The following is a 23,905-nucleotide window of genomic DNA, read 5'->3' on the forward strand; positions in this document are numbered from 1 at the left end:
TGTGGAACCAACAGGCAAGATGCCTGTTCCACCAGAAAATTCATCTGTTGTGGAACCAACAGGCAAGATGCCTGTTCCACCAGAAAATTCATCTGTTGTGGAACCAACAGGCAAGATGCCTGTTCCACCAGAAAATTCATCTTGTGTGGAACGGGCATCTTGCCCGTTCTTGACAATTCCACCTCTCCTTTGAAAATAATTCGGTGACTGAAATAGGAATTTCAGAAAATCGTCAAAAAACCACTGGGGAATCGCTGCATTTTTATACTCAATCGGCAACTGATAAGCGTCGCGGTACAGCATCGCTGCGAGGAGATATTGCATCTTCTCGGCAATTTCCCCTCCTTCAGCAAGTTTCGAGGATAACTGCTGGACAAAACGTTGTTCTGACTCAGTTAAAGTTTCATTTTTTAGGGCGCTATCTAGTAGCAATTTATGAGCCTTCCCCATGTCTTTCGAGTAAGCAATTTCTAATTTTTCCGCTGGCAAATTCAGCCAATACTCAGCTAGCTGTTGGCGGTAGGGGCGCAGCGCGAGAAGAGGCTGTTTTGAGGGGAATTTATTGTATTGATCGAGCAGTGGTGATAATTCTGATAAACTCGGCTGGGTTCTCAATGCCAACTTATGGCGGATTGTCTGTTTGATTTGTTGATCCAGGAAACTGTAATCAGGACTATTTAGTAGTTTTTTATAAAATCTTACTACATCCTTATGATTTTCCCCAGCGGCGAAGTTTTTCCAAGTTTGTTGTTCGGGATGAATCCGCAGTGAGGACAGTTTTTCGTCTACAAATCCGATATGATAGTTGCCCATGATTCGCCACCACATATCTAAGTCTACATACTGAGATAATCCCGAATCAAATAATCCTATTTCTTCAAAGACTCGCGCGGCAATTAAGACGGTACTCGGTTCGCCAATTTTGTTTATCGGGTTGTTCAAGCATTTAGTATCTGCGAGTAATTCTTTTCCTGGCTGAATAGATTTTAAATTCGACCAGCTTTTGTGCAAATCTTTAATTGATTGGGAAGCTCCGCGCAAAATCGGGTTAGATTCATTGTCAGCGATGGTGATGCCGCGCGGGGAGAAAACCATACCTATTTCTGAGTTTTGTTGGGCGAGTGCGACCATTTTCTCAATACATTCTGGTGCGAGCAAGTCGTCTTGAAATAAAAATTTAATATATTGACCTGTTGCTTGAGAGATGCAAAAATTCCAGTTTTGTGATAAACCGTAGTTGCGGTGCAGTATGATGCGGAAATCGACTGAGGTTTGTGATTGGAATGATTGGGCGATCGCAATTGTGCGGTCTGTGGAGCCGTCGTCGGATATAATCAGTTCTATGTTAGCGTAGGTTTGGGCCAAAGCACTTTGAATTGCTTCCCCAATAAATGCTTCTCCGTTGTATGTCGGAATGCAAATGCTAACCTTCGGCTGCTCGTTTGGCAGTTCTCCTTTTGCTTGACTTTGTTGCTGTGATGGCGGCAAGTTAGCCCTAATTTTGGCAGACTTCGCTTTGGCTGTTCCTAACAGAGGTATGCTTTGAAAGTTATCGGTAATCTCGGCAATATATTCGAGACGTTTTCTAATTTTATTCCCTGTAACTTGGGGGTTGAGTAAAGTCTTAATTTCCTCAGCGGCTATCGCTCCAATTTGTTGAGCTTCCCGGTAATTGTTGAAGACGTACCGCATTAAATCCGCAGCGTGTTCGACATCCGCTTGGGCCCAAACATTGCCTTTTTTGTAAGGCCCGCAATCTTGCTCAATTGGGATTAACTTATACTTGACTAAATAGCTGTTGCCGACATTCATAAATTCTGTATTTGATGAATAGCCGGTGGCAATTACGGGTTTGCCGTAAAACATGGCTTCAGCCATTGTTAAGCCAAATCCTTCGCAGCGGTGCAGGGATACATAACAGTCGCAATTGTACAGCAAACCGTTTAGTTTATTTTTGGACAAATACCCGTCTAGATGTTTGATATTTGAACAATTGGCGATAGCAGACTTTAATAACTTTTGCTGTTCTAAATGTTGGGTTGAATTAGAAGATTTGATGACCAATAATACGCTGTTATCTTCGCCAAAAGCTTGCTTAAATGCTTGAATTGTCGCTAAACTATTTTTGCGCTCGATGCGGCTGGAAAAGTCGAATACAAACAAGAAAATAAATTTATCTTTAGGTAAATTCAGTGCTTCTCTGTTCAGGGAAGGTGCGGGGAGAGCAATACTGGGCATGATTTTGATGACGGGAATTGGCGAGACTGCGGAAATTGCCTCGGCGCAATAGTTGCTGTAAGTCCATATTTCGTGAAAGTTATTAAATGCTGGCTGCCATTCTGGGGGAAATTCGGGAAGTTCCCAGGCCCAAAATCCGATATTGTATTTGTTTTCAAAATAGCTGGAACCTCTATCTTTGATAAAGGTTGCAACTTCATCGGCGTTGACTTGAATTAAGTTTACGGGATGGGGATTGTCTTGGCTAAAGTTTTGATAGGTGGTGTCTTGTTTGCGGTGGGGACTGCGGGTAAAATTGTTGATAATGAAGGGAATGTTGGCTGCTTCTGCGGCTCTGATGTTGGCTCGGACACCTTCTCCTATGCCAAATTCGCCGCTGATGTAGCCGGCGATGTTCATTCCTAGATTAGGGTTCATAGTTTCTAATGTATTTAGCAAATTGTTGGGTTAATTTTTTTTGGGAAAAAGCCGAATTAATTGAGTTTTTCTATCGCGCTGAATGAGGGTAGGGGTTGAGAATGAATTATAATTTTGCTCAATTTTTGCTAAGATATAGGAATGCTTGTATGATGGGTGAATAAGATTAAATGAACCGCAGAGGGCGCAGAGAACGCAGAGGAAGAGAAGAGAGGGAATAGAAAGGGTTGGCAACAGAAAATAGGGTGCTTGACAAATGTGCCGATCGCCATTGTATACTGGCATCGCAATGCTAACCTTCGGCTGGTTGTCTGTCGGCATGGGTGGCTCTGTTTTATTTTACGATCAACTAATCAGGAATTTTAGAGAAAGTGATCGATCGCGTCAACCACGACTTATTGAAGCTGCTACCGCCGGATGCTAAAGTCATTGTTGAAATTGGCTGCGGTATGGGCTCGACGGGCGAACAGTACAAGCTGATCAATCCCCATTGTCAGTATATTGGCATTGAATGCGATCGAGAAAAAGCTAAAATAGCGGTCGATCGGCTAAACTGGGTGACGGTAGCCGATATTGAAGAAATTGCCCTCGAAAGTCTTGACATCGCCCCAGGAACCGTAGATTGTTTGGTTTTTGGCGACTTGCTACCCTACTTTAAAAATCCTTGGGATATTCTCAAGCAGTACAATTCTTTGCTGAATCCAGAGGGGCAAATTCTCGCTAGAATCCCTAATGTTCAATACTGGCGGCGAATTGTCAATCTGTTGCGGGGACAGTGGGAGAATCCCGACAACAAGATGCAGCACTGGTTTACCCTAGAAAGTATTAAATCACTATTTGCTCAAGCCGGATTGCAGGTTTATGAATTTCAAGGGAAGGGACACAAAACCGAAAATTTTGTCCAGTTTCAGCAATTGCTGCATCCAATGGTACAGGCTTTAGAGCTAACATCGAGCAGTTTTGCTACGGAAACCGGTGCTGAACATTATATCGTGCGATCGACCAAATCGGCCGTACCTGCGCGCAGACTGCTGATTCAGACTATCATTATGGCTCCTACAGGGTGCGATCGTGTGCGAGTTTTGGAACCGGACAAATTTAGCGCTACAATTCCCGGTGTCCGCGCCGTATCCGGCGTGAAAAAAGCCGAGTTAATTCCGCCGCTGCCGGAAGAAGAAAAAGTCTTCATCTGGCAGCGGACAATCATGCAATATCCCGCGTACATTCCCCAAATCAAAGAACTCCTGCAACAAGGCTATTTAATAGTAGCTGAAATTGACGACAATCCCATCCGTCGCCGCGAATACGCCGACAATAATTACCTCAGCTATCGCGGCTGTCACTGCGTTCAAACTTCGACAGAACCGCTAGCAAAAATTTTGCGCCAATACAATCCCAATGTTGCCGTATTTCCCAATCAATTAGCCTATCTACCTCCGCCGCGAATTTATCCGGCAGAAGATACAGTCACAATTTTTTTTGGTGCGCTCAACCGCGAAAAAGATTGGCAGCCGATTATGGCAGCGCTCAATCGAGTTTTAGTCGCACACAAGCACCGGATTCGAGTTAAAGTAATCCATGACCGCCGATTTTTTGAATCCTTGGAAATACAGCAAAAAGAATTTGAACCCTTTTGCAGTTACGAACGGTATCAAGAAATTATGTACAGTTGCGATATAGCTTTGCTACCGCTTGTTTCCAACCCGGTTAATGAAACGAAATCTGACTTAAAATTTATTGAATGTGCAGCGCGGGGAGTAGCGGTGCTGGCAAGTCCCACTGTGTACGAACATTCTATTGTCGAAGGTGAAACGGGATTGATTTATAGATATGAAAAAGAGTTTGAAACCAAACTAAATTCGCTGATATCTGACACTTCTCGGCGCAGGAAAATAGCCGCGAATGCTTACGAATGGGTGCGCGACAACCGCTTGCTGTGCGGGCACTACCGACAGCGCCGAGATTGGTACTTACAGATGCGGGACGAGTTGCCGCGTTTAAATGCTGAGTTGCGCGATCGCCTGCCGGAGTTATTTGGTGACTAAGTGCGGTAAGATTTATAGGCTATTGTGCGATCGTTCTGTTTTATTGTTTAATTTCTAATTGTTACTCCACACCAATGCGAATTCTATTCACTATTGCTCACTTTTACAATCCCAGCGGCGACGGAAAACACGCTTCCCAGCGAAATGATCCGCAACCACGACTAAACGCTTTAACAGCTTGCGTGACATCGCTGCAAGCTTTGTACGGCAAATCTCAGTCCATGATTGACATTAGCGAATGTGCAACTATCCCAGCAAATCAATCTCAACAGCACGAAATTGACATTGTTGTTTGCACTACTCAAGGTTATCATCTGTTGCCTCAACTGCCAGTGCAGCCCAGATGTTTTATGCACCACGCTACCAAATGCGAACCGCTGCTGTTGGGGTTTGAGTGTCAAGCAGTTTTGCGAGCCTGTCTTAACAAATACGATTATTTCTGTTATTTGGAAGATGATTTAGTTCTGCATGACCCGTGGTTTTTTAGTAAATTAAAGTGGTTTACGTATCACGGAGGAAATGGGAATTTGCTGCAACCTAATCGCTATGAAATAGCGCCTCAAGGCGCGGTTTTTAAAGCATATATTGATGGTGATTTAGCAGCAACAGCTACTGCTAAGTTTCAAAATGTGGAGGAGCAGCGGCAGTTAAAGGGAAAAATCATGGAACAAACAGTCGCTTTTGAGCGAGCGTTGAATCCTCATTCCGGCTGCTACTTTTTGAATGCAGAACAGATGGCACACTGGGCTAAGCAGTCTCATTTTTTGGATAGAGATACTAGCTTTATCGGCCCCCTGGAAAGTGCGGCGACTTTAGGAATTATGCGGACTTTTAGAGTTTACAAGTCAACTCCTTCCTATGCTAATTTTTTGGAGATTCAACATTTTGGAGCGAGTTTTCTGAATTTGATTGGTAATAAGGTGAGGGTGCCGCAAGCAGGATGAGTTAAGATATTCAGGTAAGCTGCAATCCTTGAGAGGTGCATCTCACATCTTGCACCATTCTCAGGAACAGCCAAGATATTCTCATGAACAGGCAAGATGCCTGTTCCACAAATAATGAGTTTTCTTGTGGGAAGTAGGGGTTGGGCCGAAGAGCCCGCCCGTAAGTCCTACTATTTTACAGCAGTCAAAACATCGCCGATTTTAACTGTGCCGCTGTTGATAATTTTGGCTAAAACTCCAGTTTGTGCGTGACCGAATTCCTTTTGCAGTAAACTGAGTAGGGAAATATCCCGATCGCCCGTTTCTGGATTCACTTCTATATTGACACAGCGGCCGATTCGTGCTGTAACTTCTATACGCGCTGTTCCTAATTGAAACTGTTTTCCGATCAACTCAAATTCTGACCAAGCTGCCATACCTTCTAGCACAATGTTCGGGCGAAATCGGCCCACGTCAATGTTTTGAACAGCAATTTCTGTTAATTGGTCTAATGTGGCTTGACTGAGTAAAGAAATGTGTACGGGTTCTCGATCGGGATAACGAGTTTCGCCGCTGGTGTCGCCGACTAATTGCAAAGGTGCAAACTGCGGGTGTCTCGCTTCTTTTGTGGGTTCAATTGCTGCCAAATATTCTGTGAAAAAACTGCCGATGCGATCGCGCCCCGCTGCTGTGTTTGTTTCTGCGGATAACACTGCAACTCCTTGACGCTTGACTGTTAAAACGGCAGTTTCCGGTTGATAATCACATTCTAAAGCTGCTAACAGAGGCCAATCGTTTTGAACCGCAAAATTTTTTTTGCTCATCCAAGGCACATTATCTGCGGGCTTTTTTGCAGCTTCCAGATTATCTGCAAACATTAAGGCAAAAGCTCGATCGCCCTTAATTCCGTGTCCTGCTGTTAAAGCAAACTCCGACATTTCTTGCGGTGTCAGCCCTTTAATTGGATAAATAAATAACTGTTTTATTGTTGCTAATGTCATAAATTTTTCCGAAGTTAGTAGAATCTAAGATTTTGCACCATTGTCAATAATCCTTTTTTGAACAGGCTTTTCGGCCTGTTCAGCGAGAAAATCTACTCTTTGTGGAACAGGCCGAAAAGCCTGTTCAGCGAGAATAGGGCAAGATGTGAGTAGAATTGGACTTACGCAGAACCTATATATGTAGGTAGGGTTCGCCGCAAACTTTGGGGGAATAGAAGCTATTTCACACACATTAATCAAATTGCTATAAAAACCCGATTAAGCTAGCAATTCATAGCGGCGGATATCTGGAGGCCCAACGGCCAAACCGTCTAATTTCTGTACGGCGTCTTGAATGTGAGTTGAACCGAGATGTAGTTCGAGCAAATCAGCACTTTCCCACTCTTCAACATAGGTAAAATCTGTGGGATCGGCTTGATTTTGCAGGAGTTCGTATTTGATGCACCCTTTTTCTTTACGAGTTGGTTCTATAATGCTCAGCAGCAGAGATTTAAGTTCTGCTACTTTGTCGGGAAAGGCTGCGAGGCGGGCGACTACTCGCAAGGTTGTTTTGGACATAGGAAAAAGGAGGCTATGCTATTTTAATTGAATTTACGGATTTCAATGAAGCAAACACTGTCATCAGTAACTACTGTAGCGCGGAATGGAACCAAATCAGCAGCGTACTTGCTGCTATGCCACTGCACATAAAAGCTTCAGGTCAAGCTGGATTTCTGGGCAATGCAGTTTTCGATCCTGTAGCAACAAATGAATACATCAAAACAGAGTTGGTCAAACTTGGATGGCAAGCCGGAATCAAGATTCCCAAAATGTATCGAGTTTTGGGAAAAGAGGTTGACTTGGGCTCGAATGGTGCGATTGTAGAAGTTCAGTTGTCTCACTATTCATTTCTATTAAACAATACCGTGCGATCGCAAGTGTTTTTCAACACTAATACGCCTCTCACAGGACAGCCCATTAGGGTTGTTATTATAGTTACAAAATCACAAATTATTCCTGCTGCTAATAGCACCCTTTACTACGAGCCAACTGTGAACCAGTTAACAGTATTATCTGCCTATCTATTTAAGATGCCGCTCAGAATAGTTGGTTTATTCAAGCAAATGAATACAACTGTACCTGCAATATTGACTGATTACAGCGCTCCAAGATCAAGGACAATAGTAACTCAGCAAGAGTGTGAATGTCAAATAATTTCCGGGCGCTCGCGCCGCAGTCCCAGTTCTATTCGGATTATGTGAAAAACGATATACTAGCTCCACAGCTCAAGTTCTAATTGCTCTCCAATTTTAGTAGAATTCAGCGTTTTCTTACCGTTGCCATTTAGCTTGAGGTCTACTGGTGGAGCTTTTCCCCGAATATCCGCAGCAAAAGCAGCTTCCTCATAGAGCAAGCGTTTCTCCATTTCTTCTAAGTGATACTCTTCGGGATATATTTTTGCTTTGCTGCGTTCAGTTGGTTTTTTACCTACTTGTACGTCAAACCGAAATCCTTCTATTGGCTGTCCGGTTTTTTCTACATAGTCCCGCAGAGTTTTTAAGTTGGGGAAATAGCCGCGCTCGTCCGGTTCCCCGCTTAAACGACGCAGCGCAACTTGATAATATTTTAGATCCAATTCTGCACCGATAAAATGCCGATCGCAGTTTTTAGCTACAACGGCCGCCGTACCCGAACCCATATAAGGATCGATAACAACATTACCTTTCACCGTTGTAGTCAAGACAATTCTAGCTATTAAGTCTTCGGGAAATTGACAGGGATGTATAGTTTGTTCTTCGTGGTTGTGTTTGACGTTGCGGAACATCCAAATGTCGCCTGGGTTTTTCCCGTCAGGATTGCATGAAAGTTCGCCTTTGCGAGATCCCCGGTAATGTTTTTTATTTTGATACTTTTGCGGTACTCTAATATCGTCTAAGTTAAATATATATTCATCGGATTTAGTAAACCAAAGAATTGTCTCGTGGCGGCATGAGAATTTCTTTCTGCCGTGCAAACCGTGCTGTCTCCCCCAGATAATTCGATTCCGAGGAATTAACCCGCAGGATTCTAGAATTGGAAAGAAGCGAATATCGAGCGGAATTAGCGTACCCCGATCGGAGAAAGCACCGACTTGCCAGAACAGCGAACCTGATTTTTTGAGAATTCGGCTGCACTCTTGGAGCACAATTCTCTGTTCTTCTAAATAAATATTGAGAGCTTGCTTGGTTTCGTATTCCTTGCCCAAATTGTAGGGAGGAGAGGATACTACTAAATCAACGCATTCATCTGGCAAGCTGCTCAGAAGTTCCAGACAATTTCCCAGAAATATCCGATCTAGCGGGAGCTGTTCTCGGTTCTGGTGCTGCTGCATTTGCTTTGCCTTTAATTTCAAAAAAACTTCAACTTTCACTGAAGATAACCCAAATCAGTCAATTAGTCAATACGTCAATCTTTGGGATAAAATCGCTTGTTTTCTGTAGAATATTCCCAGGCGATATTCTCCGGGTCTTTTTCGCGGCTCCACTGAGCAAACTCCGGCTTAAGTTTCCACTTGCCGATCGTACTTGCGTGAACTTTGAACCTGCGGGATAGTTCCGTCTGGGTAAAAGAGATTTTGGGCTTTTGAGGAGTCTTGGTTTGAGCAATGGGGAATAAATTTGGTTTTTTCTCTTGTGTTTTTTCCCGATTTGTGGGAGGCTCTTGAACAGCTATTGCCGCATTAGCTGTTTCGCTTTGATTGACAGTTGGAGCTATTTGAAAATAATACAAAATTCCGCCTTGTTCCGTCACTTCAAAATCTGCGGCAAACTCAGAGGCTCGTTCGTCGAGATACTCTTGAACCTTTTCTCCGGGCAGTTTTGCATTCATCGCCAAATCCAAAGCCGTAACTCGCCCTTGATTTTCCTTGATCAACTTATAGAAAACCGAGTCTAAATGAGCGAGTTTATTTTTTTGCTGCTGCTGATAGAGCTTGTAAGCCCAAGCAACGCCCGCTGTGGTGGCGATCGCCCAAAACATCCTTCCCGACTCGAAACTGGCAACCGCCGTCAAGGAAATAGGCAAAAGCAGGGTAAGATATCCCCAAATGCTTCCCTTCTTTAGGTTATTGCTGTTTTTGACCATAGTTCCTAAACAGGTACGTAGTTTAGCTTAGTAGAGCGTGTTTGAATGCCGCGAAAGTTGTTCGACAGTCGATATATCGATCGGCCCGCTGACACACCCAAAAACGGATACTGTGCCGCGTACACTCGCCTTGTGGACAATCCCTAATTTTAGACCAAAGTTCCAGCTCCTTTGATTCAATGTCGCAAGTAAATCGAAAATCGAAAATCGAAAATCGAGTGACGCACTCTACGACAAAATCCCAGAATCTACTTTTTTTGCAACCGAGGGTTCATGTACTTTTTTCGCAAACAGATTGCCATCCTGCTGATAGTTGTTGCTTGCTGTACGCTGACGATTAGTTGCAGCGAGAGTCGAACTGTCCAGTGTACTAAATTTACTGAAATTGTCAACAAAGGCAACGCTCTCATTGATGTTGATAAAGACAGCAACGATGCTGCAACGACCGACAATTTAGCTAAAAATTTGAACCTAATAGCGAATGAACTTCAAGCTCTGCGAATAACAGATCCAACCCTCAAAGAAATTCAGGAGCCATCGGTTAAATCCTTCCAGGAAATTAGTCAAGCACTCGGCGACATAAGCAAAAGCCTTCAGGCTGGAAATCTCGCTTCTACAAGTATAGAAGGTCGAGAGCAAATCCAAACAGCTCAAGCAGATATTATTAGAGCCGGCCAACAGGCGAATCAAGCAGCCGCAAATCAAGACGCTTTGACTAGCAAACTGATTAATTATTGTAAGGGCGATCGCTAAAGGCTAAGAGTTTTGTATTTTGAGATTGCCACGCGAACCCCAACAACCCACGGGGGGTGAAGGAATTTGAGGAATGCGTCGCCTTCACCTACTATCTACCCCTTTGCAATTACCCAATTTAGTGATGAATTTCTAGATTCAAAATATAGCGACCGAGTTGCACTTTCTCCGACCACAACTCGTATTCTAACTGCAAGTGATCCGGTTCCGGCTTTCCTGTCAGGGTCAAGTTGCGAGTGAAGTTGCGGAGTCGCAACTGTTCGGGAGTCGCCAGCGATTCGCCCTGAAGCCAATAACGGCTCAGGCCGTACATTCCTCGTTCCCAGCAGTGGCGGTAACTGTATTTGCCGTTTCCTTGCATCGTCATAATGACTCGATAGGGCGAAACTTCTAGCCAGAGCAACCGGGGTTTTGTAGTTGGGGGTAAGATTGTAACTGGCTCGGCAGATTCGTTGGAACCGTCGGAAAATTCGCGATCGATTATTGCTGGTTCGTGCAACAACAAGTGAAAGCGCTCGCGGTCTTTTTGATAAAGCGTAGCAGCGGTTTCAACGACTGACCACAAAGGTAAATCTGTGGAGACGAGCGATAAACTTACAGGCTTGCGGTGATGGGTCAGCATAAATAAAAGTTTAGGAGTTGTGGTGGATCGGGCAGTTTGAGATTTGAGATTTTAGACTTTAGATTTTAGATTGGCTGGGTTCCAAATTCCGGAGCTTTTGCTTAACAAAATGAAAAATCTACAACTCGCAATCGAAAATCTAAAATTGTTTAGTCACAATTCAATCATCTGGTCGATAACTCAGAGCTGGAGATGAAATCTAAGCAGATACACGGATAATATTTGTGAAATTAATGTGAAATCCGTGCCGTTGCGTCCGCACTCCCGTGTCGCCGACAACTGACAGCGGAGTCTCCGGGCGAGTTTAATCAGCCTTTAAGTTAACCGGACACATTGGGAAAAAACCCTCAGCCCGTACAAAAGACGACTGACTTAGGACTGAGAAAAAGGTAGGATAGCTAACGCCATCCAATCCTAGTTTATCTCAATGCAAGCTGACATTATAACTACTACGCTTCTTGACAAAAGCCAAACTTTAAGCATTCAAAAACCGGCATCGGGCTTGTCGCTGGTGGGGAGGATTCGAGTTCCGGGCGATAAGTCGATTTCTCACCGAGCTTTGATGTTGGGTGCGATCGCCCAAGGTGAAACGACAATTGAGGGACTACTCCTAGGAGAAGACCCCCGCAGCACGGCTAAATGTTTCTCGCTCCTGGGAGCCAAAGTTTCGGAACTCAATGCGGAACGGGTGACAGTCACGGGCGTCGGAATTGGCGAGTTAGAGGAGCCTGTGGAAGTCTTGGATGCGGGTAATTCCGGCACGACGATGCGGCTGATGTTGGGAATTTTAGCCTCTCATCCGGGGCGTTTTTATGCGGTAACGGGTGACAGTTCTCTGCGATCGCGCCCCATGTCGCGCGTCATTAAACCGCTACAACAAATGGGAGCGCAAATTTGGGGGCGAAAAAGTAATTCTTTAGCTCCTTTAGGGATACTGGGACAGCAGTTAAAACCGATTCACTACCATTCTCCGATCGCCTCGGCTCAAGTTAAATCTTGCATTTTGCTCGCCGGTTTGATGGCGGAGGGAGAAACTACAGTCACAGAACCCGCTCTGTCGCGGGATCACAGCGAGCGGATGCTGCGAGCCTTTGGGGCCCAATTGAGCGTCGATCCAGAAACTTGTAGCGTGACAGTCACTGGGCCGACACAACTGCAAGGGCAGAATGTGATTGTACCGGGGGATATTAGTTCGGCGGCATTTTGGCTAGTTGCTGGGGCGATCGTCCCAGGTTCCGAGCTCGTAGTCGAAAATGTCGGCGTCAACCCAACTCGTACAGGCATTTTGGAAGCTTTGGAGATGATGGGCGCCGATATTGAACTGCAAAATCAGCGAGAGGCGGCTGGGGAACCTGTAGCGGATATTTTGGTTCGTAGTTCCGGCCAATTGCGGGGATGCACCATTGCGGGCGACTTAATTCCCCGACTGATTGACGAAATCCCGATTTTGGCAGTAGCGGCAATCTTTGCGTCGGGTACTACAATAATTCGAGATGCGGCTGAGTTGCGAGTCAAAGAGAGCGATCGGCTGGCGGTGACTGCTGCCGAACTCAACCGCATGGGAGCCCAAATTTCCGAGTTACCTGACGGTTTAGAAATTACCGGGGGAACTCCTTTGACGGGCGCGGATGTTGACAGCTACACCGACCACAGAATCGCCATGAGTTTGGCGATCGCAGCCCTCAACGCCACAGGTATTACTAACATTCACCGGGCAGAAGCTGCTGCCATTTCCTACCCCGACTTTACCGCCACTTTGCAACAAGTTTGCCATCCAAATTGAGATTGGGAGAGTGGGAGAGGGGGAGAGGGAGGAGTGGGAGATTAGGAAAGAGGAGAGTGGGAAAAATCCTCTTTCTTCCTTCTTCCTGACATCCGTTACATCCGTTGCCGAACTTCCTTCTTCCCTCTTCCTTCAACACCCCTTTAAGAATCTTTACCTACAACTTGTTCTTTTAAAGAATCAATTTCCGTTAACAACTCTTGGCGATTAGAAGCCTTGAGCAGATAGCGGTAAACAAACCAACCCGTATATCCCATGCCAATCAACTCAAAAATTGGAGCTACCAAAGGGACATCATTAAGAGCACCTAAAACTCCCAGCATTACCTTAATACTAATACCGCCTGCCAGGATTAAACCAACTGTGATGAGGGGCTTTTGGTAGTCAGCAAAAAAATTAGAGAGATAGGCTGGAAGTTCCGACAAAATTGTAATAACTTGGTCTTTAATATCTTGGAACTGGCCGGCCGTTGTTTCTGTGGTTGTCACTGTAGTCATGACCCCCGGTTTGTCCTCCACCAGATCTACTGTCACCACTTCAGTGATTGTTTGTGTCTCGTCCGAAAAGTTAGCTTGTGTCATTGGATACTTACTCCGTTGTCAGGTAAAATTGCAGGCTGTGAATTGCTGCCAGTAGAATTCTCCGGCAATTAGCACAGCATCCGCGCTGCAGGGACTAATTGATGAGACTAAGGCAGAGTTTCACAAATTGCAAGCAAAAATAATGATATGACTTGATTTTAAACAATTGCCTTCGCTGCCAAATCGGTCTTTTGACTCATTTTTTCACTTGAGAGAGGTCGATTTGATTCGGGCAAGGGCGTCCTTGTTCAAAGTCGGTGATATTGCCGATCGTGGTTTCGGCGATATTTTTCAAAGCTTCCTCGGTGAAAAAAGCTTGGTGTCCGGTAATCAGGACGTTGGGGAAAGTCAGCAAGCGCTGAAAAACGTCGTCTTGAATAACGTGATTTGACAAATCCTCAAAAAACAGATCCGTCTCTTGTTCGTAAACATCTAAGCCTAGGTAGCCAATTATACCAGACTTCAGTGCTTTGGTGACAGCTTTAGTGTCAATCAACTGACCGCGGCTGGTATTGATCAGCATCATCCCTGGTTTCATTTGCTCGATCGCCTCTGCACCGATTAAATGGTAAGTTTCCGGTATCAGCGGACAGTGCAGGCTGACAATATCAGAGGTGGCGAACAGTTCCGGGAGTGCGACGTATTCCATGCCTAGGGCGAGGCAATCTGGGTTTTGGTAAACATCGTATCCCAACAGGCGACACCCGAATCCGTGCAAAATTTGGGCAGTAATTGCGCCAATTCTGCCTGTTCCGACGATTCCCACCGTTTTGCCATGAAGGTCAAAACCCAACAAGCCGTCTAGGGCGAAATTGCCTTCGCGGACGCGGTTGTAGGCCCGGTGGATTTTGCGGTTGAGGGACAAAATCAGAGCGACTGCGTGTTCGGCCACTGCGTAGGGAGAATAAGCCGGAACTCGCAGCAGAGTTAGATTTAAATCCTTCGCTGCTGCTAAATCGACGTGATTAAATCCGGCGGATCTCAGGGCCAGCAAGCGGACGCCTTTTTCGGCAATGCTAAGCAGCGTTTTCGCGTCCAAGGAGTCGTTCACGAACGCGCAAACGGCCGGAAATCCAGCAGCCAAAACGCTGGTTTCCAGGTTCAGACGCGGTTCAAAAAAAACTAAATCGTGTTTGCCGCCGACATTCGCTGCTTCCAGAAATGTGCGATCGTAGGATTTGGTGCTGAATACGGCTACCTTCATGATTTTTGCCTGCAAACCCAGTAATAGTTGGAAATTTTTTCCAGATCAACTCTAAATTTTACTAGAATACCGTTGCCCCAAACAACCCACTTTCCATGAAAAATATTGAATTTCGTAACAAGAGCCTCTCTGAAGAACACAATTTTTTAGCTTGAGGGCAACTCCTGCTTAATTTTGGGAATTTCATTGCTTATACTGTAGTGAAGCGCGAGCGTTAATTGCTAAATTCTTAGGACAAACTCCAATGCCTAAAAAAATCAAAACTATAATTTATGAAATCTTAGAAACCTCAGAGTCAAGCAATTTATACAGTTTAGCAGATGATGTTTTCATAACTTGTTTGATTCTGATTAACGTCGCAGCTTTTATTGCTTCTACTTCCCCCACCTTGTCGCCAGAACACACATCGCTTTTGGCAAACATCGAAATTGTTTCCTCCTTAGTATTTACAATAGAATATATTTTGAGGCTATGGGTTTCTACAGTCGATCGCAAATACAGCCACCCGCTTTGGGGAAGATTGAGATATGCTCTTACACCGCTAAGCTTGATTGATTTAATTTCAATCTTACCTTTTTACTTCTTGCTGTTATTTCCTAGTTTTAACTTCGTTAACTTAATTCGTGTTTTGCGCCTGTTGCGCTTGCTAAAAATGAGTCGCTATTCAGAATCGCTCAGAACTCTGGGAGCAGTATTGTACGCTAAAAAAGAAGAGTTAATTGCCACTGCATTTGCAGTTTTTATTCTCTTAATATTTGCCTCTAGCGTCATGTATTTTGTTGAAAACGAGGCGCATCCCGAAACTTTTGCGAGCATCCCCGATGCAATGTGGTGGGGAGTTGTGACATTAACTACTGTCGGTTACGGTGATATTTATCCAATCACTCCTTTAGGAAAATTGTTAGGAGCAATATTAGCATTTTTGGGAATTGGAATTTTTGCGTTACCTGCGGGGCTCATCGCTGCGGGTTTTTCCGAGGAAGTCCAAAGGAGAAAGCAGGAAAAAATGGCGGCAAATTTAGAGCAATCGGCGAATTGTCAATCGGTCAAAAGGCTGGCGGAAATCGAGGTCGGCTTTGAAGAAAAGCAAAGGGCGATCGCGCTTCACATCGAAAGTTCGTCAGACTTGATGAGAAAATGTGTTCAAATTGCCAAACAGAAGTTAGGAAGTGATTTTCAAAATGAACAAATTATACGCGATTTAGCTATTCATTTGTACAATGAAGCCGTCCGCAAATTCGACCTGTAATTACAGATATATATTGCCTGTAATTCCACCCAATCGTTGCCATCGCTTGTGGTTGGTTATCACTGCTTTATGTAATGACTCATGACCAATAGTTAATTACCAATCTGGTGGCAAATTGTAATATTCGAGAGTTGATTTGTCTGCCAGCAAATCTTGGGTTTTTCTGTCAATTTTTATCTCACCATCCGCCAAAACTAACGCCCTTTGAGTCGTTTTACCGATCCAATTCAAATTGTGAGAAGCAATCAAAATTACCTCGATCGGCAATTGGGACAAAACAGACGCCAAATGACGCCGCCACGAGGGATCGAGTCCGTTCGTCGGCTCATCTAAGATTAAAATTGCCGGCTCTAATGCTAAAATTGCTGCCAAGGCTGCTAATCTTCTTTGACCTCCCGAAAGTTCGTGGGCCGAACGGTTGGCAAATTCTACTAAACCAAATTCGTCTAATAGGGCTAAAGCTCGATCGCGCGCCACTCCCGGCGGCACTCCGTAATTGCGAGGCCCGAACATGACATCCTCTAAAATAGTCGGCATAAATAGCTGGTCGTTAGCATCTTGAAAGCAAAATCCAATCTGCCTGCGCGCCTGCGATAACGTCGCCTCTTCCAACTTTTTTCCCTGCACTCTAATCTCGCCCGCTTGAGGGATTTTTAATCCGATCAAGTTTTCGAGTAAAGTGCTTTTACCAGCACCTGTCAGGCCGAGTAGAGCCACTCTTTCTCCTGGTTGCAAACTAAAAGAAATTCCCCGCAATATTGGCTTTTGATCGGGATAGCCAAATACTAAGTTTTCTACTTCGATTGTTGGCACAGATTTTAGTCTACTCAAGTTTTATTTGCCTCGATTTTAGGATTAAGAGTATGTAACCGCAGAGAGCACAGAGGGCGCAGAGAGGGGAAGGGAGAAGGCAAAAGGTAGAGGAATGAATTAATCAATTACCAATTACCAATTGCCCCTTCTAAATTACCACTTACCATAAGAAGCTATTGTTAATCCGGCTGCCATTACAATTGCTACTGTCAGCCAGAGTCGCTCTTTTGGTGTTGATTTTGATTCGGCAGGTACAGCTCCTTGATACCCGCGAATTAGCATTGCTGCGTGTACTCTTTCTGCCCGATCGAGACTTCGCAAATAAAGCGCTCCGATCATGGAAGCACTGGCGTAGCGCAGCCATCCTCCGGTACCCGACAAGCCCCGGAGTTGGGCTGATATTTTCATGCGGTTGACTTCGGACAGCAGGATTTCTAAGTATTGTCCTGTTAAAAGTACAATTTCTTGCAAACCTGCTGGTAGGGGTAATCCTTTGAGGGCGATTCCGAAACTGTGGGGTGGCAAAGTTAGCAGAAAACTGTTCATAATTAGCAGGCAAATTAGGGAACGCAGCAACAAAAAACTGGCGCGTTCCCAACCTTGGGGCAGCACTAATAAGGACAGAAAAATCAATTCTGCTCCCAACAGTTGCGCTAGGGTTCGCACCGGAGCCCTGAGCCAAAACGACCAAAAAAGTGCGATCGCCCCATAAATTCCCAGCCACAGCCAAGCGCCTGTCTTCAGAAAACCCATGCCAATCACAATTGTGAGAGACACTCGCAATCGAAAAGGTATGGAGAGTTTAGACATCTTTAGGTTTTACCACCAACTGAGCAATCCCAAAAGCCGCGCCGAAGCTGAAGGCAGACCCTAAAAGTCCAGCAATGCTAGTACCAATAGGCTGTTCTTCTAATCCTTTAACTGTGTAATCTGCTAAAGGAGTGGGATTTTCGATCGCCACAGCTTCTTTATCTTTAAAGCCGTATTTTTCGGCTACCGCTTCTAACCCGTCAGGCCAACTTGAAGCAAATAGTGAAAGCACCCCGGAAATTAATAAAACTCCGATTACTGGCACTATCCATTTCTGCAATTGTGGCTGTTCTCCCGGCAGTAAATCCGGCCGCACTTTGACGAGATAAGTTAACACGCCGCCTGTAATTACCCCTTCGCCAATCCCAATTAAAATATGTACCCCTACCATTGCTGGCAATGCGATATTGAGCCCTACAGTACCAGAAATTGCCAATTGGATCGCCACACTAATCGAAGCAGCCACGACGCTGAGGCCAGCGGCAATACCCGCAGCTAGGGGCAAACGATTTCTAGAACCTCCCAAAAGTTGCTGCAATGGCTGCAACAGCCACCAGCCCACCCAAATGCCAACTAGCCCCATGTTAAAAATATTAGCTCCCAAGGCGGTGATGCCCCCGTCGGCAAACAAGACGCTTTGAATTATAAAAACTGTGCTCATCGCTAAAGTTGCCGCCCAAGGGCTCCCCAAAACGACGGAAGCGAGCGCCCCTCCCAACAAGTGGCCGCTAGTGCCACCAGCTACCGGAAAGTTGATCATCTGGGCTGCAAACACGAAAGCTGTAGTTAAGCCCATAATTGGGGCTTGTCGGAGTCCAAGACTGGCGCTGGTTCGATTTAGGGCAACTGCGATTGCTGCTGCGCTTGCTATGCCGGTGGCAATGGCTACTGGCGGTGAAAGAAAACCATCAGGTATGTGCATTGATGTATCCTAACGAGAGAAGTTCCAACTCTTTAGTCAACTATTTTTTACTAAAATTTAAAACCCCCTCTGGGGGCATTAATGCGATCGAGCGATCGGGGGATTTGCGGCGGGCGATCGCTTATTTGACATAGATTCGGGCTTCACAGCCAAAGTTTTGAGGATGAAAATGCAACATTAAATAATCCTGAAGAATTATTCGGATATTGTACCGAAGACCCCCACATTCAAGCTTTTTGATAAAAAGGATCAATGTTTGTTTACAGATTAACCTGCAAAATGTATTTACCATCAAGCTCAAGCAATAATTAAAAAAAAATATCAAGAAAAAACTGAAAATCCCTAATTGGTTTTATTCCCACTCTTGAGAATAACTTACATTAAATTTTTGACCGAAATCATCCAGGATACAAGTCCTGAATTCATCCGTCCAGAAATAAAAAACCTGTATCCGATGAAACTTGCCGAACGTATTTATCTCGCGCAAGTCAGTCGATTTTAGATTTTAGATTTTAGATTTTAGATTTACCCCACAGATAAATCTGGGAGCTTGAACTAGGGTCTAAAATTTTGATCTTTCCACCACTCCTGTACGTGGCAGCGTATCCGTTTTTGGGCTGGGTTAATGCTTTAATCTAAAATCTCACATCTCAAATCTAAAATCGATTGACTTTTCCCATCGCAATGTGGCGCGTTAGGGAACATCTCATATTTGTAAAAACACTTCTTCTTCCTCTTCCCTCCTGCCTCCTGCCTCCTGCCTCCTGCCTCCTGCCCCCCAGCAAGAGAGCCTCAAAACTCCAATTTTTAGCTGGGCTGCTTTCATTCAGATGCTCCCGCGCGTTAGCCAAAAATAAATGTTTCGCGGTTTTCATGTCAAGTCTTTGACAATGGAGGGGCAAAATCCCGCTAATGCTGTTGCTAAGGGGTGGCCTAACGAGCTATTGCGAGTAACAGTCCGCTTCCGGCTGCAAATAATTCCAGTTTAGCTGTTGACAACCCCAAAAATTTGTCTGACAAGTCTCCAGAGGTTGTACCTTTCACTAATATGTCTACTGAAACGGCTATGGCAAGTAGGGCTACAGATAATACTCTCCAAGCTGTACCTGTATCAGCAGCCCAGCAGAAAGTTTAGGCGGTAGATGGAACAAATCAGACAGCAGAAATTACGGCGTAAAACTAGATGAGTTAACTCTGAAACTGTACGATCGCATCGATCGAAGTTGGCAAATTAGCCCTACGTTCAATCAAAATCTAGTCTATCGAGTCAGTACAAGTCAAGATGGGGCGATGGCGTTCCGCCCCGCAAGCTACGGCAATTTCCAGCCACTCAATCAACCAGCCAAGGATTACACCAAAGAAACTCCTTTGCCAAATCTCCTCAAATCTTCCGAAACTAGCAGCAGTAACAGTGCAGCACCAGTCGCTAAATTTACTGTAGTGTTTGAACCTACAGGAACCTTAGAAGTTAACCCCTAGCTCACATACAACATCTCTCCGGTAAGCTGCGCCATCAGCACCTTACTTTTCCTTTTTAACTTAAATGTGCTATTATAAACAGCGCCCTCTAAGGCATTCTACCTCTAAAACAACAAATGAAAGAACTTGACGAGAAAAAAACCCAGGAACTGCTATGCACCATCATGGAATGGGAACTTGCAGGTGTCGTGCGCTATACCCACTATTCACTAATGGTGACAGGGCCAAACCGGATTCCCATCGTGCAGTTTTTTAAAGCACAAGCAACGGAATCTCTACTCCACGCCCAACAAGCAGGAGAAATTCTCACCGGTTTAGAGGGACACCCCAGTCAGAAAATTGCTCCCATCGAAGAAACCTACAAACACTCGGTGAAAGACTTGTTAGAAGAAAGTTTAAATCACGAGAAAAAAGCCCTCAAAAAGTATAAGTCTTTACTTGAAGTCGTGACCAACTCCAGCGTTTATTTGGAAGAATATGCCCGAAATCTAATTGGGCAAGAAGAATTACACCAAGTAGAACTGAAAAAAATGCTCCGGGATTATAGTTGATTTAATCATTAGTTAATTGTGATTGGTTATGGGTTATTGGTTATTGGTTATTTCCAATGACCAATGACCAATGACCCATGCCCCATGACCATGCCCCCTAATTATAAAAAATGAATTTTAGTGAAGCCATACCAACTTTTATAGTTACCCTGCGCGAAGGCGTAGAAGCCGCCTTAGTAGTCGGAATTGTACTAGCTTGTCTTAAAAAAGCTGAGCAAAGTAACCTCAATTCTTGGGTTTATGCAGGTGTCGCAGTCGGCATTGCTTCTAGCGGTATTGTGGGTGTTATATTCAATGGATTGCTCGCAGCACTATCAACATCTGAGCAGCCTTACGCACCAGTCATTAAACAGCTATTAGAGGGCGTATTGGGAATTGTGGCGATCGCAATGCTAAGCTGGATGCTAATTTGGATGACTCAGCAAGCTCGCTTTCTCAAAGCAGAAGTTGAAGGAGCAGTTACAGCAGCTTTGACAGAAAATAGCAATGCCGGCTGGGGCGTATTTGGCTTAATTTTTATTGCGGTACTGCGCGAAGGTTTTGAAACAGTTATATTTGTCAGCGCTCAATTTCAACAAGGTTTGAGTCCCGCTTTGGGTGCTTTGGGCGGTTTGACTGGGGCGGCAATCATTGGCGCGCTACTGTTCAAGTGGGGTGTCAAAATTGATATCCGCCTGTTTTTCAAGTTTATGGGGATTTTGTTGTTGTTAATCGTGGCAGGTTTGGCAGTATCTGCACTCAAGCATTTTGACCAAGCCGCTGGGATTTTGTCGCAGATGAATAGCAAGTATGCAGCGATTTGTGTTTATTACGATCGCCTCGCACCAGTCCACTCTTGTATTTTAGGCCCGATGGTGTGGAATGCAGCAGAAATTTTGCCCGATCGACAATTTCCAGGAGTGATTCTCAAAGCACTGTTTGGATACAGAGAGCGACTTTATCTCGTCCAAGCGGCGGCTTACACAATATTCTTAACCACCATCGGCAGTCTTTATTTCCAAAAATTAAGTTCTAAGCCGACTGTTCCCAACCAAAATACTCCGCCAGCTCGATCGGAAACTCGCCCTCAGTAGGTATGCAAGCATTTGTTATCGGTTGTTTTGCTGATTCCAAGCAGAGAAAAAAATTAGCCCAACAGGCAAAAAAATGACCAAAATTTTTCAGGTTGCGGGATTGATTATTTGACTTTTATATGTCATTATTTAATAATGGTAATAGTTTTTATTATTTCTATAAATAAGCTGTGGAGTATTTAAAATAGTATTGTATGGTGCGGAGCGTCCTCCGCGTTTCCCTTGTCGGTGGAAGCGAGCGATATCTGACGCACCCTACTGACATCGTTAGTGGTTTAAATGCTCCACAGCTTACTTGTATTATTATTATTTAATAATACCGTAAATCCCCCCAAAAAGCCAGCCATACCCACTCAAAAAACACAAAAATTTTATAAGCAAAATTAACCAACTTAAAAAATTTACAGTTAACGGTTAACAGGGTAATGCAAGACGCGGACTACCGCTAGGGCGAGCCTGTGAGGACCTAGGCGCACCCTGCAAAAGTTAAGGCTGTTCTTCCCCACCCCAAATCTGCCCCCAGCCAGATTTGGAGTAAACAGTTTTCTGATATGCGCTGTTATCGCTTATAATAAGTACAAGAATATTTACAGAGCTCCGAAAGTTCTTAATCAACCTTATAATCCTTAATGAAGCTTAAAATTAAAAAATTGTTCGTTAAAGTTACCTGGAACCCCCAGAAGGCTGTAGGATCTGCCATTCGGTTAGCGGTGAGATAAATAATGATGCCCCGGATACTTGTTATTGATGATGACGCGGCGATCGCCGAACTTGTAGCCGTCAACCTAGAAATGGCTGGCTATGAAGTCACCCAGGCAGAAGACGGCATCAAAGGTCAGGCACTAGCAATACAACTGCTCCCCGACCTGATCATCCTAGACCTCATGCTGCCTAGAGTAGACGGATTCACCGTATGTCAGCGTTTGCGGCGTGACGAGCGCACCTCAGACATTCCCGTCTTGATGTTGACAGCCTTAAGTCAAACTCAAGACAAAGTAGAAGGCTTCAACTCCGGCGCCGACGACTACCTGACAAAACCCTTTGAACTAGAAGAGATGCTAGCCCGAGTGCGAGCTCTACTAAGGCGCACAGACCGCATTCCCCAAGCTGCCAAACACTCCGAAATTCTGAATTACGGCCCGCTGACCCTTGTCCCCGAAAGGTTTGAAGCTGTTTGGTACGCTCAGACAGTCAAACTGACCCACCTAGAGTTTGAGTTGCTGCACTGCTTGCTTCAGCGCCACGGTCAGACAGTCTCTCCCAGCGAAATTCTCAAAGAAGTGTGGGGTTACGACCCCGACGACGACATCGAAACTATTCGTGTACACATCAGACACCTGAGAACCAAGATGGAACCCGATCCCCGCCATCCTCGGTACATCAAAACCGTATACGGGGCTGGTTATTGCCTGGAGTTACCCAACAACGAACAAGTAGCTGAAGAAACCAAATCCTCTGCTTGAGCTAGCACGCCAGATGCAACAAGCAGTTAAAAATCCCGCTAGAAAAGCCTGAGAGCATTTGCTCTCAGGCTTTGTTGTTTTGAGTTTGAGATGAATATGTCAACAAGTAGCCATTAACTCTCTTGATTCGGAAAAAAATAATCCCGCATCCCCCTCTCACCGCAGGGCGGTTTCATTCTCAGGAAAATCGCGATTTTGTAGTAGGGGCTGTGCGACCCCTACTCCCCGTGCCCGCCCCCCCACGGACGATGAAATCGATGTTTCAAATATCGGGACTCTTCACGAGGGTTTGCCCCTACGGAGCCTGAAACAGCCCTGCCTCTAACCGTACTTTTAGAGAAGCTTGTCCATAGGAAAGTACCGGATTTCTTTTTCCACCTTGTCTTTTTCGAGAGGATTGGATAGCTACTTAGGGCTTGCTGAAAAAGTCAGAAAACAGCATTTAGAAAGATGAGTGAATTTGAGCTGGCATCGGCAATATAAGTTGTGTCAATCTTGTGATGGCGAAACATAGCTTTTACCAATGATTTAAGCCAAAAAACATGACAAAAGGTTTTTGTTGTGAAATAGACCGAAAAAAAGCCAAAAAGCCTGCCGTAGCAGGGCAGAAAGATTCATCACCAGAAAAGTTATTGCGATGCTTGTTTCAGAAGTATTACCAAGTTTAGCCATCACTCTACCGAGGCTGAATCTTCTTTTGGCTTCTCCAAATTTTCCCTCAATTGAGTTACGAATTCTCTCGTCTGACTGAGCCTGTTTTTTCGTTGACTTGCTGATATTTGTCGGGGGCCTTCCTAGAGGGGGGCCACTCATTCTAATCCCTCTTTCTTTGCACCACGCTCGATTTTCTCTGGTTCGATAAATTCGATCTACATG

Annotated in this window: 24 protein-coding genes; 12 read left to right on the forward strand and 12 right to left on the reverse strand. The window is 44.8% G+C overall.

Going from position 1 to position 23,905, the window contains the following annotated elements:
* The coding region (locus tag QT984_RS17345; protein ID WP_333298179.1) for a glycosyltransferase at nucleotides 1-2,655 on the reverse strand (2,655 nt) is incomplete at its 3' end.
* 371 nt (nucleotides 2,656-3,026) lie between these two features.
* Here QT984_RS17345 and QT984_RS17350 point away from each other — a divergent pair.
* Nucleotides 3,027-4,700 carry a methyltransferase domain-containing protein gene (locus QT984_RS17350; protein ID WP_333053350.1) on the forward strand — a complete coding sequence of 558 codons (1,674 nt, stop codon included), beginning with the start codon at nucleotides 3,027-3,029 and terminating at the stop codon, nucleotides 4,698-4,700.
* Between the two features lie 74 nt (nucleotides 4,701-4,774).
* A complete protein-coding gene (locus QT984_RS17355) occupies nucleotides 4,775-5,644 on the forward strand; it encodes a calcium-binding protein (protein ID WP_333053349.1) in 870 nt (289 codons plus the stop codon).
* Between the two features lie 170 nt (nucleotides 5,645-5,814).
* Here the strand turns inward: QT984_RS17355 and QT984_RS17360 are convergent, their stop codons facing one another.
* Nucleotides 5,815-6,624 (reverse strand): MOSC domain-containing protein, encoded by an 810-nt coding sequence (locus tag QT984_RS17360; RefSeq protein ID WP_333210389.1) that lies wholly within the window; start codon nucleotides 6,622-6,624, stop codon nucleotides 5,815-5,817.
* A 258-nt stretch (nucleotides 6,625-6,882) separates the two neighbouring features.
* Nucleotides 6,883-7,182 carry a putative quinol monooxygenase gene (locus QT984_RS17365; RefSeq protein ID WP_333053347.1) on the reverse strand — a complete coding sequence of 100 codons (300 nt, stop codon included), beginning with the start codon at nucleotides 7,180-7,182 and terminating at the stop codon, nucleotides 6,883-6,885.
* Nucleotides 7,183-7,298: 116 nt separating this feature from the next.
* Here QT984_RS17365 and QT984_RS17370 point away from each other — a divergent pair, with 116 nt between their 5' ends.
* Nucleotides 7,299-7,865: a hypothetical protein gene (locus QT984_RS17370; protein ID WP_333260199.1), complete on the forward strand. Its 567-nt coding sequence runs from the start codon at nucleotides 7,299-7,301 to the stop codon at nucleotides 7,863-7,865.
* A gap of 11 nt (nucleotides 7,866-7,876) precedes the next feature.
* Here the strand turns inward: QT984_RS17370 and QT984_RS17375 are convergent, their stop codons facing one another.
* Both QT984_RS17375 and QT984_RS17380 read right to left on the reverse strand, forming a co-directional pair.
* On the reverse strand, nucleotides 7,877-9,013 hold the full coding sequence (locus QT984_RS17375) for a DNA methyltransferase (RefSeq protein WP_333053345.1): 1,137 nt from the start codon (nucleotides 9,011-9,013) through the stop codon (nucleotides 7,877-7,879).
* Nucleotides 9,014-9,048: 35 nt separating this feature from the next.
* Nucleotides 9,049-9,726: a hypothetical protein gene (locus QT984_RS17380; protein WP_333210393.1), complete on the reverse strand. Its 678-nt coding sequence runs from the start codon at nucleotides 9,724-9,726 to the stop codon at nucleotides 9,049-9,051.
* 273 nt (nucleotides 9,727-9,999) lie between these two features.
* Between QT984_RS17380 and QT984_RS17385 the strand changes: the two genes are divergently transcribed.
* Complete coding sequence (locus QT984_RS17385; RefSeq protein ID WP_333053342.1) at nucleotides 10,000-10,479, forward strand: hypothetical protein; 480 nt, start codon at nucleotides 10,000-10,002, stop codon at nucleotides 10,477-10,479.
* Nucleotides 10,480-10,597: 118 nt separating this feature from the next.
* Here the strand turns inward: QT984_RS17385 and QT984_RS17390 are convergent, their stop codons facing one another.
* Entirely contained in the window at nucleotides 10,598-11,101 is a 504-nt protein-coding gene (locus tag QT984_RS17390; protein ID WP_333053341.1) for a hypothetical protein, read from the reverse strand.
* Nucleotides 11,102-11,528: 427 nt separating this feature from the next.
* On the opposite strand from QT984_RS17390, the gene aroA reads away from it, so the two are divergent.
* Entirely contained in the window at nucleotides 11,529-12,884 is a 1,356-nt protein-coding gene (gene aroA / locus QT984_RS17395; RefSeq protein WP_333053340.1) for a 3-phosphoshikimate 1-carboxyvinyltransferase, read from the forward strand.
* Between the two features lie 143 nt (nucleotides 12,885-13,027).
* On the opposite strand, the gene QT984_RS17400 is transcribed toward aroA, so the two are convergent.
* Both QT984_RS17400 and QT984_RS17405 read right to left on the reverse strand, forming a co-directional pair.
* Nucleotides 13,028-13,465, reverse strand: coding sequence for a CAAD domain-containing protein (locus QT984_RS17400; protein ID WP_333053339.1), 438 nt, complete (start codon nucleotides 13,463-13,465; stop codon nucleotides 13,028-13,030).
* A 196-nt stretch (nucleotides 13,466-13,661) separates the two neighbouring features.
* Entirely contained in the window at nucleotides 13,662-14,669 is a 1,008-nt protein-coding gene (locus tag QT984_RS17405) for a 2-hydroxyacid dehydrogenase (RefSeq protein ID WP_333053338.1), read from the reverse strand.
* 244 nt (nucleotides 14,670-14,913) lie between these two features.
* On the opposite strand from QT984_RS17405, the gene QT984_RS17410 reads away from it, so the two are divergent.
* Complete coding sequence (locus tag QT984_RS17410) at nucleotides 14,914-15,918, forward strand: ion transporter (RefSeq protein WP_333053337.1); 1,005 nt, start codon at nucleotides 14,914-14,916, stop codon at nucleotides 15,916-15,918.
* A gap of 96 nt (nucleotides 15,919-16,014) precedes the next feature.
* On the opposite strand, the gene QT984_RS17415 is transcribed toward QT984_RS17410, so the two are convergent.
* The 3 genes from QT984_RS17415 to QT984_RS17425 form a co-directional block, all read right to left on the reverse strand.
* Entirely contained in the window at nucleotides 16,015-16,749 is a 735-nt protein-coding gene (locus QT984_RS17415; protein WP_333053336.1) for an ABC transporter ATP-binding protein, read from the reverse strand.
* A 135-nt stretch (nucleotides 16,750-16,884) separates the two neighbouring features.
* A complete protein-coding gene (locus tag QT984_RS17420; RefSeq protein ID WP_333053335.1) occupies nucleotides 16,885-17,541 on the reverse strand; it encodes an energy-coupling factor transporter transmembrane protein EcfT in 657 nt (218 codons plus the stop codon).
* The gene (locus QT984_RS17425; RefSeq protein WP_333053334.1) at nucleotides 17,534-18,463 is read right to left on the reverse strand and encodes an energy-coupling factor ABC transporter permease; all 930 of its coding nucleotides are present in this window, start codon (nucleotides 18,461-18,463) and stop codon (nucleotides 17,534-17,536) included. Before QT984_RS17425 ends, QT984_RS17420 begins: the two co-directional genes overlap by 8 nt.
* On the opposite strand from QT984_RS17425, the gene QT984_RS17430 reads away from it, so the two are divergent.
* From QT984_RS17430 to QT984_RS17455, 6 genes are all read left to right on the forward strand, one after another.
* A complete protein-coding gene (locus tag QT984_RS17430) occupies nucleotides 18,463-18,597 on the forward strand; it encodes a hypothetical protein (RefSeq protein ID WP_333210398.1) in 135 nt (44 codons plus the stop codon). The genes QT984_RS17425 and QT984_RS17430 overlap by 1 nt on opposite strands.
* Before the next feature lie 875 nt (nucleotides 18,598-19,472).
* Nucleotides 19,473-19,598, forward strand: a complete 126-nt coding sequence (locus QT984_RS17435) for a hypothetical protein (protein WP_333053331.1) — start codon at nucleotides 19,473-19,475, stop codon at nucleotides 19,596-19,598.
* A 155-nt stretch (nucleotides 19,599-19,753) separates the two neighbouring features.
* On the forward strand, nucleotides 19,754-19,942 hold the full coding sequence (locus QT984_RS17440) for a hypothetical protein (protein ID WP_333053330.1): 189 nt from the start codon (nucleotides 19,754-19,756) through the stop codon (nucleotides 19,940-19,942).
* Nucleotides 19,943-20,058: 116 nt separating this feature from the next.
* Complete coding sequence (locus QT984_RS17445) at nucleotides 20,059-20,493, forward strand: ferritin-like domain-containing protein (protein ID WP_333034807.1); 435 nt, start codon at nucleotides 20,059-20,061, stop codon at nucleotides 20,491-20,493.
* Between the two features lie 110 nt (nucleotides 20,494-20,603).
* Nucleotides 20,604-21,566, forward strand: coding sequence for an FTR1 family protein (locus tag QT984_RS17450; RefSeq protein WP_333053329.1), 963 nt, complete (start codon nucleotides 20,604-20,606; stop codon nucleotides 21,564-21,566).
* A 725-nt stretch (nucleotides 21,567-22,291) separates the two neighbouring features.
* A complete protein-coding gene (locus tag QT984_RS17455; RefSeq protein WP_333053479.1) occupies nucleotides 22,292-23,029 on the forward strand; it encodes a response regulator transcription factor in 738 nt (245 codons plus the stop codon).
* A gap of 528 nt (nucleotides 23,030-23,557) precedes the next feature.
* On the opposite strand, the gene QT984_RS17460 is transcribed toward QT984_RS17455, so the two are convergent.
* A partial coding sequence (locus QT984_RS17460; protein ID WP_333053328.1) for a transposase occupies nucleotides 23,558-23,905 on the reverse strand: 348 nt, incomplete at its 5' end.

The sequence above is a fragment of the Microcoleus sp. Z1_B2 genome (genome assembly GCF_036700325.1).
In the GTDB taxonomy this organism is placed as follows: Bacteria; Cyanobacteriota; Cyanobacteriia; order Cyanobacteriales; family Microcoleaceae; genus Microcoleus.

Excerpts from the sequence above, each read along its gene's own strand:
- QT984_RS17380 (WP_333210393.1), bottom strand. The coding sequence starts at position 9,726 with ATGGTCAAAAACAGCAATAACCTAAAGAAGGGAAGCATTTGGGGATAT.
- QT984_RS17365 (WP_333053347.1), bottom strand. The coding sequence starts at position 7,182 with ATGTCCAAAACAACCTTGCGAGTAGTCGCCCGCCTCGCAGCCTTTCCC.
- QT984_RS17390 (WP_333053341.1), bottom strand. The coding sequence starts at position 11,101 with ATGCTGACCCATCACCGCAAGCCTGTAAGTTTATCGCTCGTCTCCACA.
- QT984_RS17385 (WP_333053342.1), top strand. The coding sequence starts at position 10,000 with ATGTACTTTTTTCGCAAACAGATTGCCATCCTGCTGATAGTTGTTGCT.
- QT984_RS17355 (WP_333053349.1), top strand. The coding sequence starts at position 4,775 with ATGCGAATTCTATTCACTATTGCTCACTTTTACAATCCCAGCGGCGAC.
- QT984_RS17450 (WP_333053329.1), top strand. The coding sequence starts at position 20,604 with ATGAATTTTAGTGAAGCCATACCAACTTTTATAGTTACCCTGCGCGAA.
- QT984_RS17440 (WP_333053330.1), top strand. The coding sequence starts at position 19,754 with ATGGCGTTCCGCCCCGCAAGCTACGGCAATTTCCAGCCACTCAATCAA.
- QT984_RS17425 (WP_333053334.1), bottom strand. The coding sequence starts at position 18,463 with ATGCACATACCTGATGGTTTTCTTTCACCGCCAGTAGCCATTGCCACC.
- QT984_RS17400 (WP_333053339.1), bottom strand. The coding sequence starts at position 13,465 with ATGACACAAGCTAACTTTTCGGACGAGACACAAACAATCACTGAAGTG.
- QT984_RS17360 (WP_333210389.1), bottom strand. The coding sequence starts at position 6,624 with ATGACATTAGCAACAATAAAACAGTTATTTATTTATCCAATTAAAGGG.
- QT984_RS17420 (WP_333053335.1), bottom strand. The coding sequence starts at position 17,541 with ATGTCTAAACTCTCCATACCTTTTCGATTGCGAGTGTCTCTCACAATT.
- QT984_RS17445 (WP_333034807.1), top strand. The coding sequence starts at position 20,059 with ATGAAAGAACTTGACGAGAAAAAAACCCAGGAACTGCTATGCACCATC.
- QT984_RS17410 (WP_333053337.1), top strand. The coding sequence starts at position 14,914 with ATGCCTAAAAAAATCAAAACTATAATTTATGAAATCTTAGAAACCTCA.
- aroA (WP_333053340.1), top strand. The coding sequence starts at position 11,529 with ATGCAAGCTGACATTATAACTACTACGCTTCTTGACAAAAGCCAAACT.
- QT984_RS17455 (WP_333053479.1), top strand. The coding sequence starts at position 22,292 with ATGCCCCGGATACTTGTTATTGATGATGACGCGGCGATCGCCGAACTT.
- QT984_RS17405 (WP_333053338.1), bottom strand. The coding sequence starts at position 14,669 with ATGAAGGTAGCCGTATTCAGCACCAAATCCTACGATCGCACATTTCTG.
- QT984_RS17370 (WP_333260199.1), top strand. The coding sequence starts at position 7,299 with ATGCCACTGCACATAAAAGCTTCAGGTCAAGCTGGATTTCTGGGCAAT.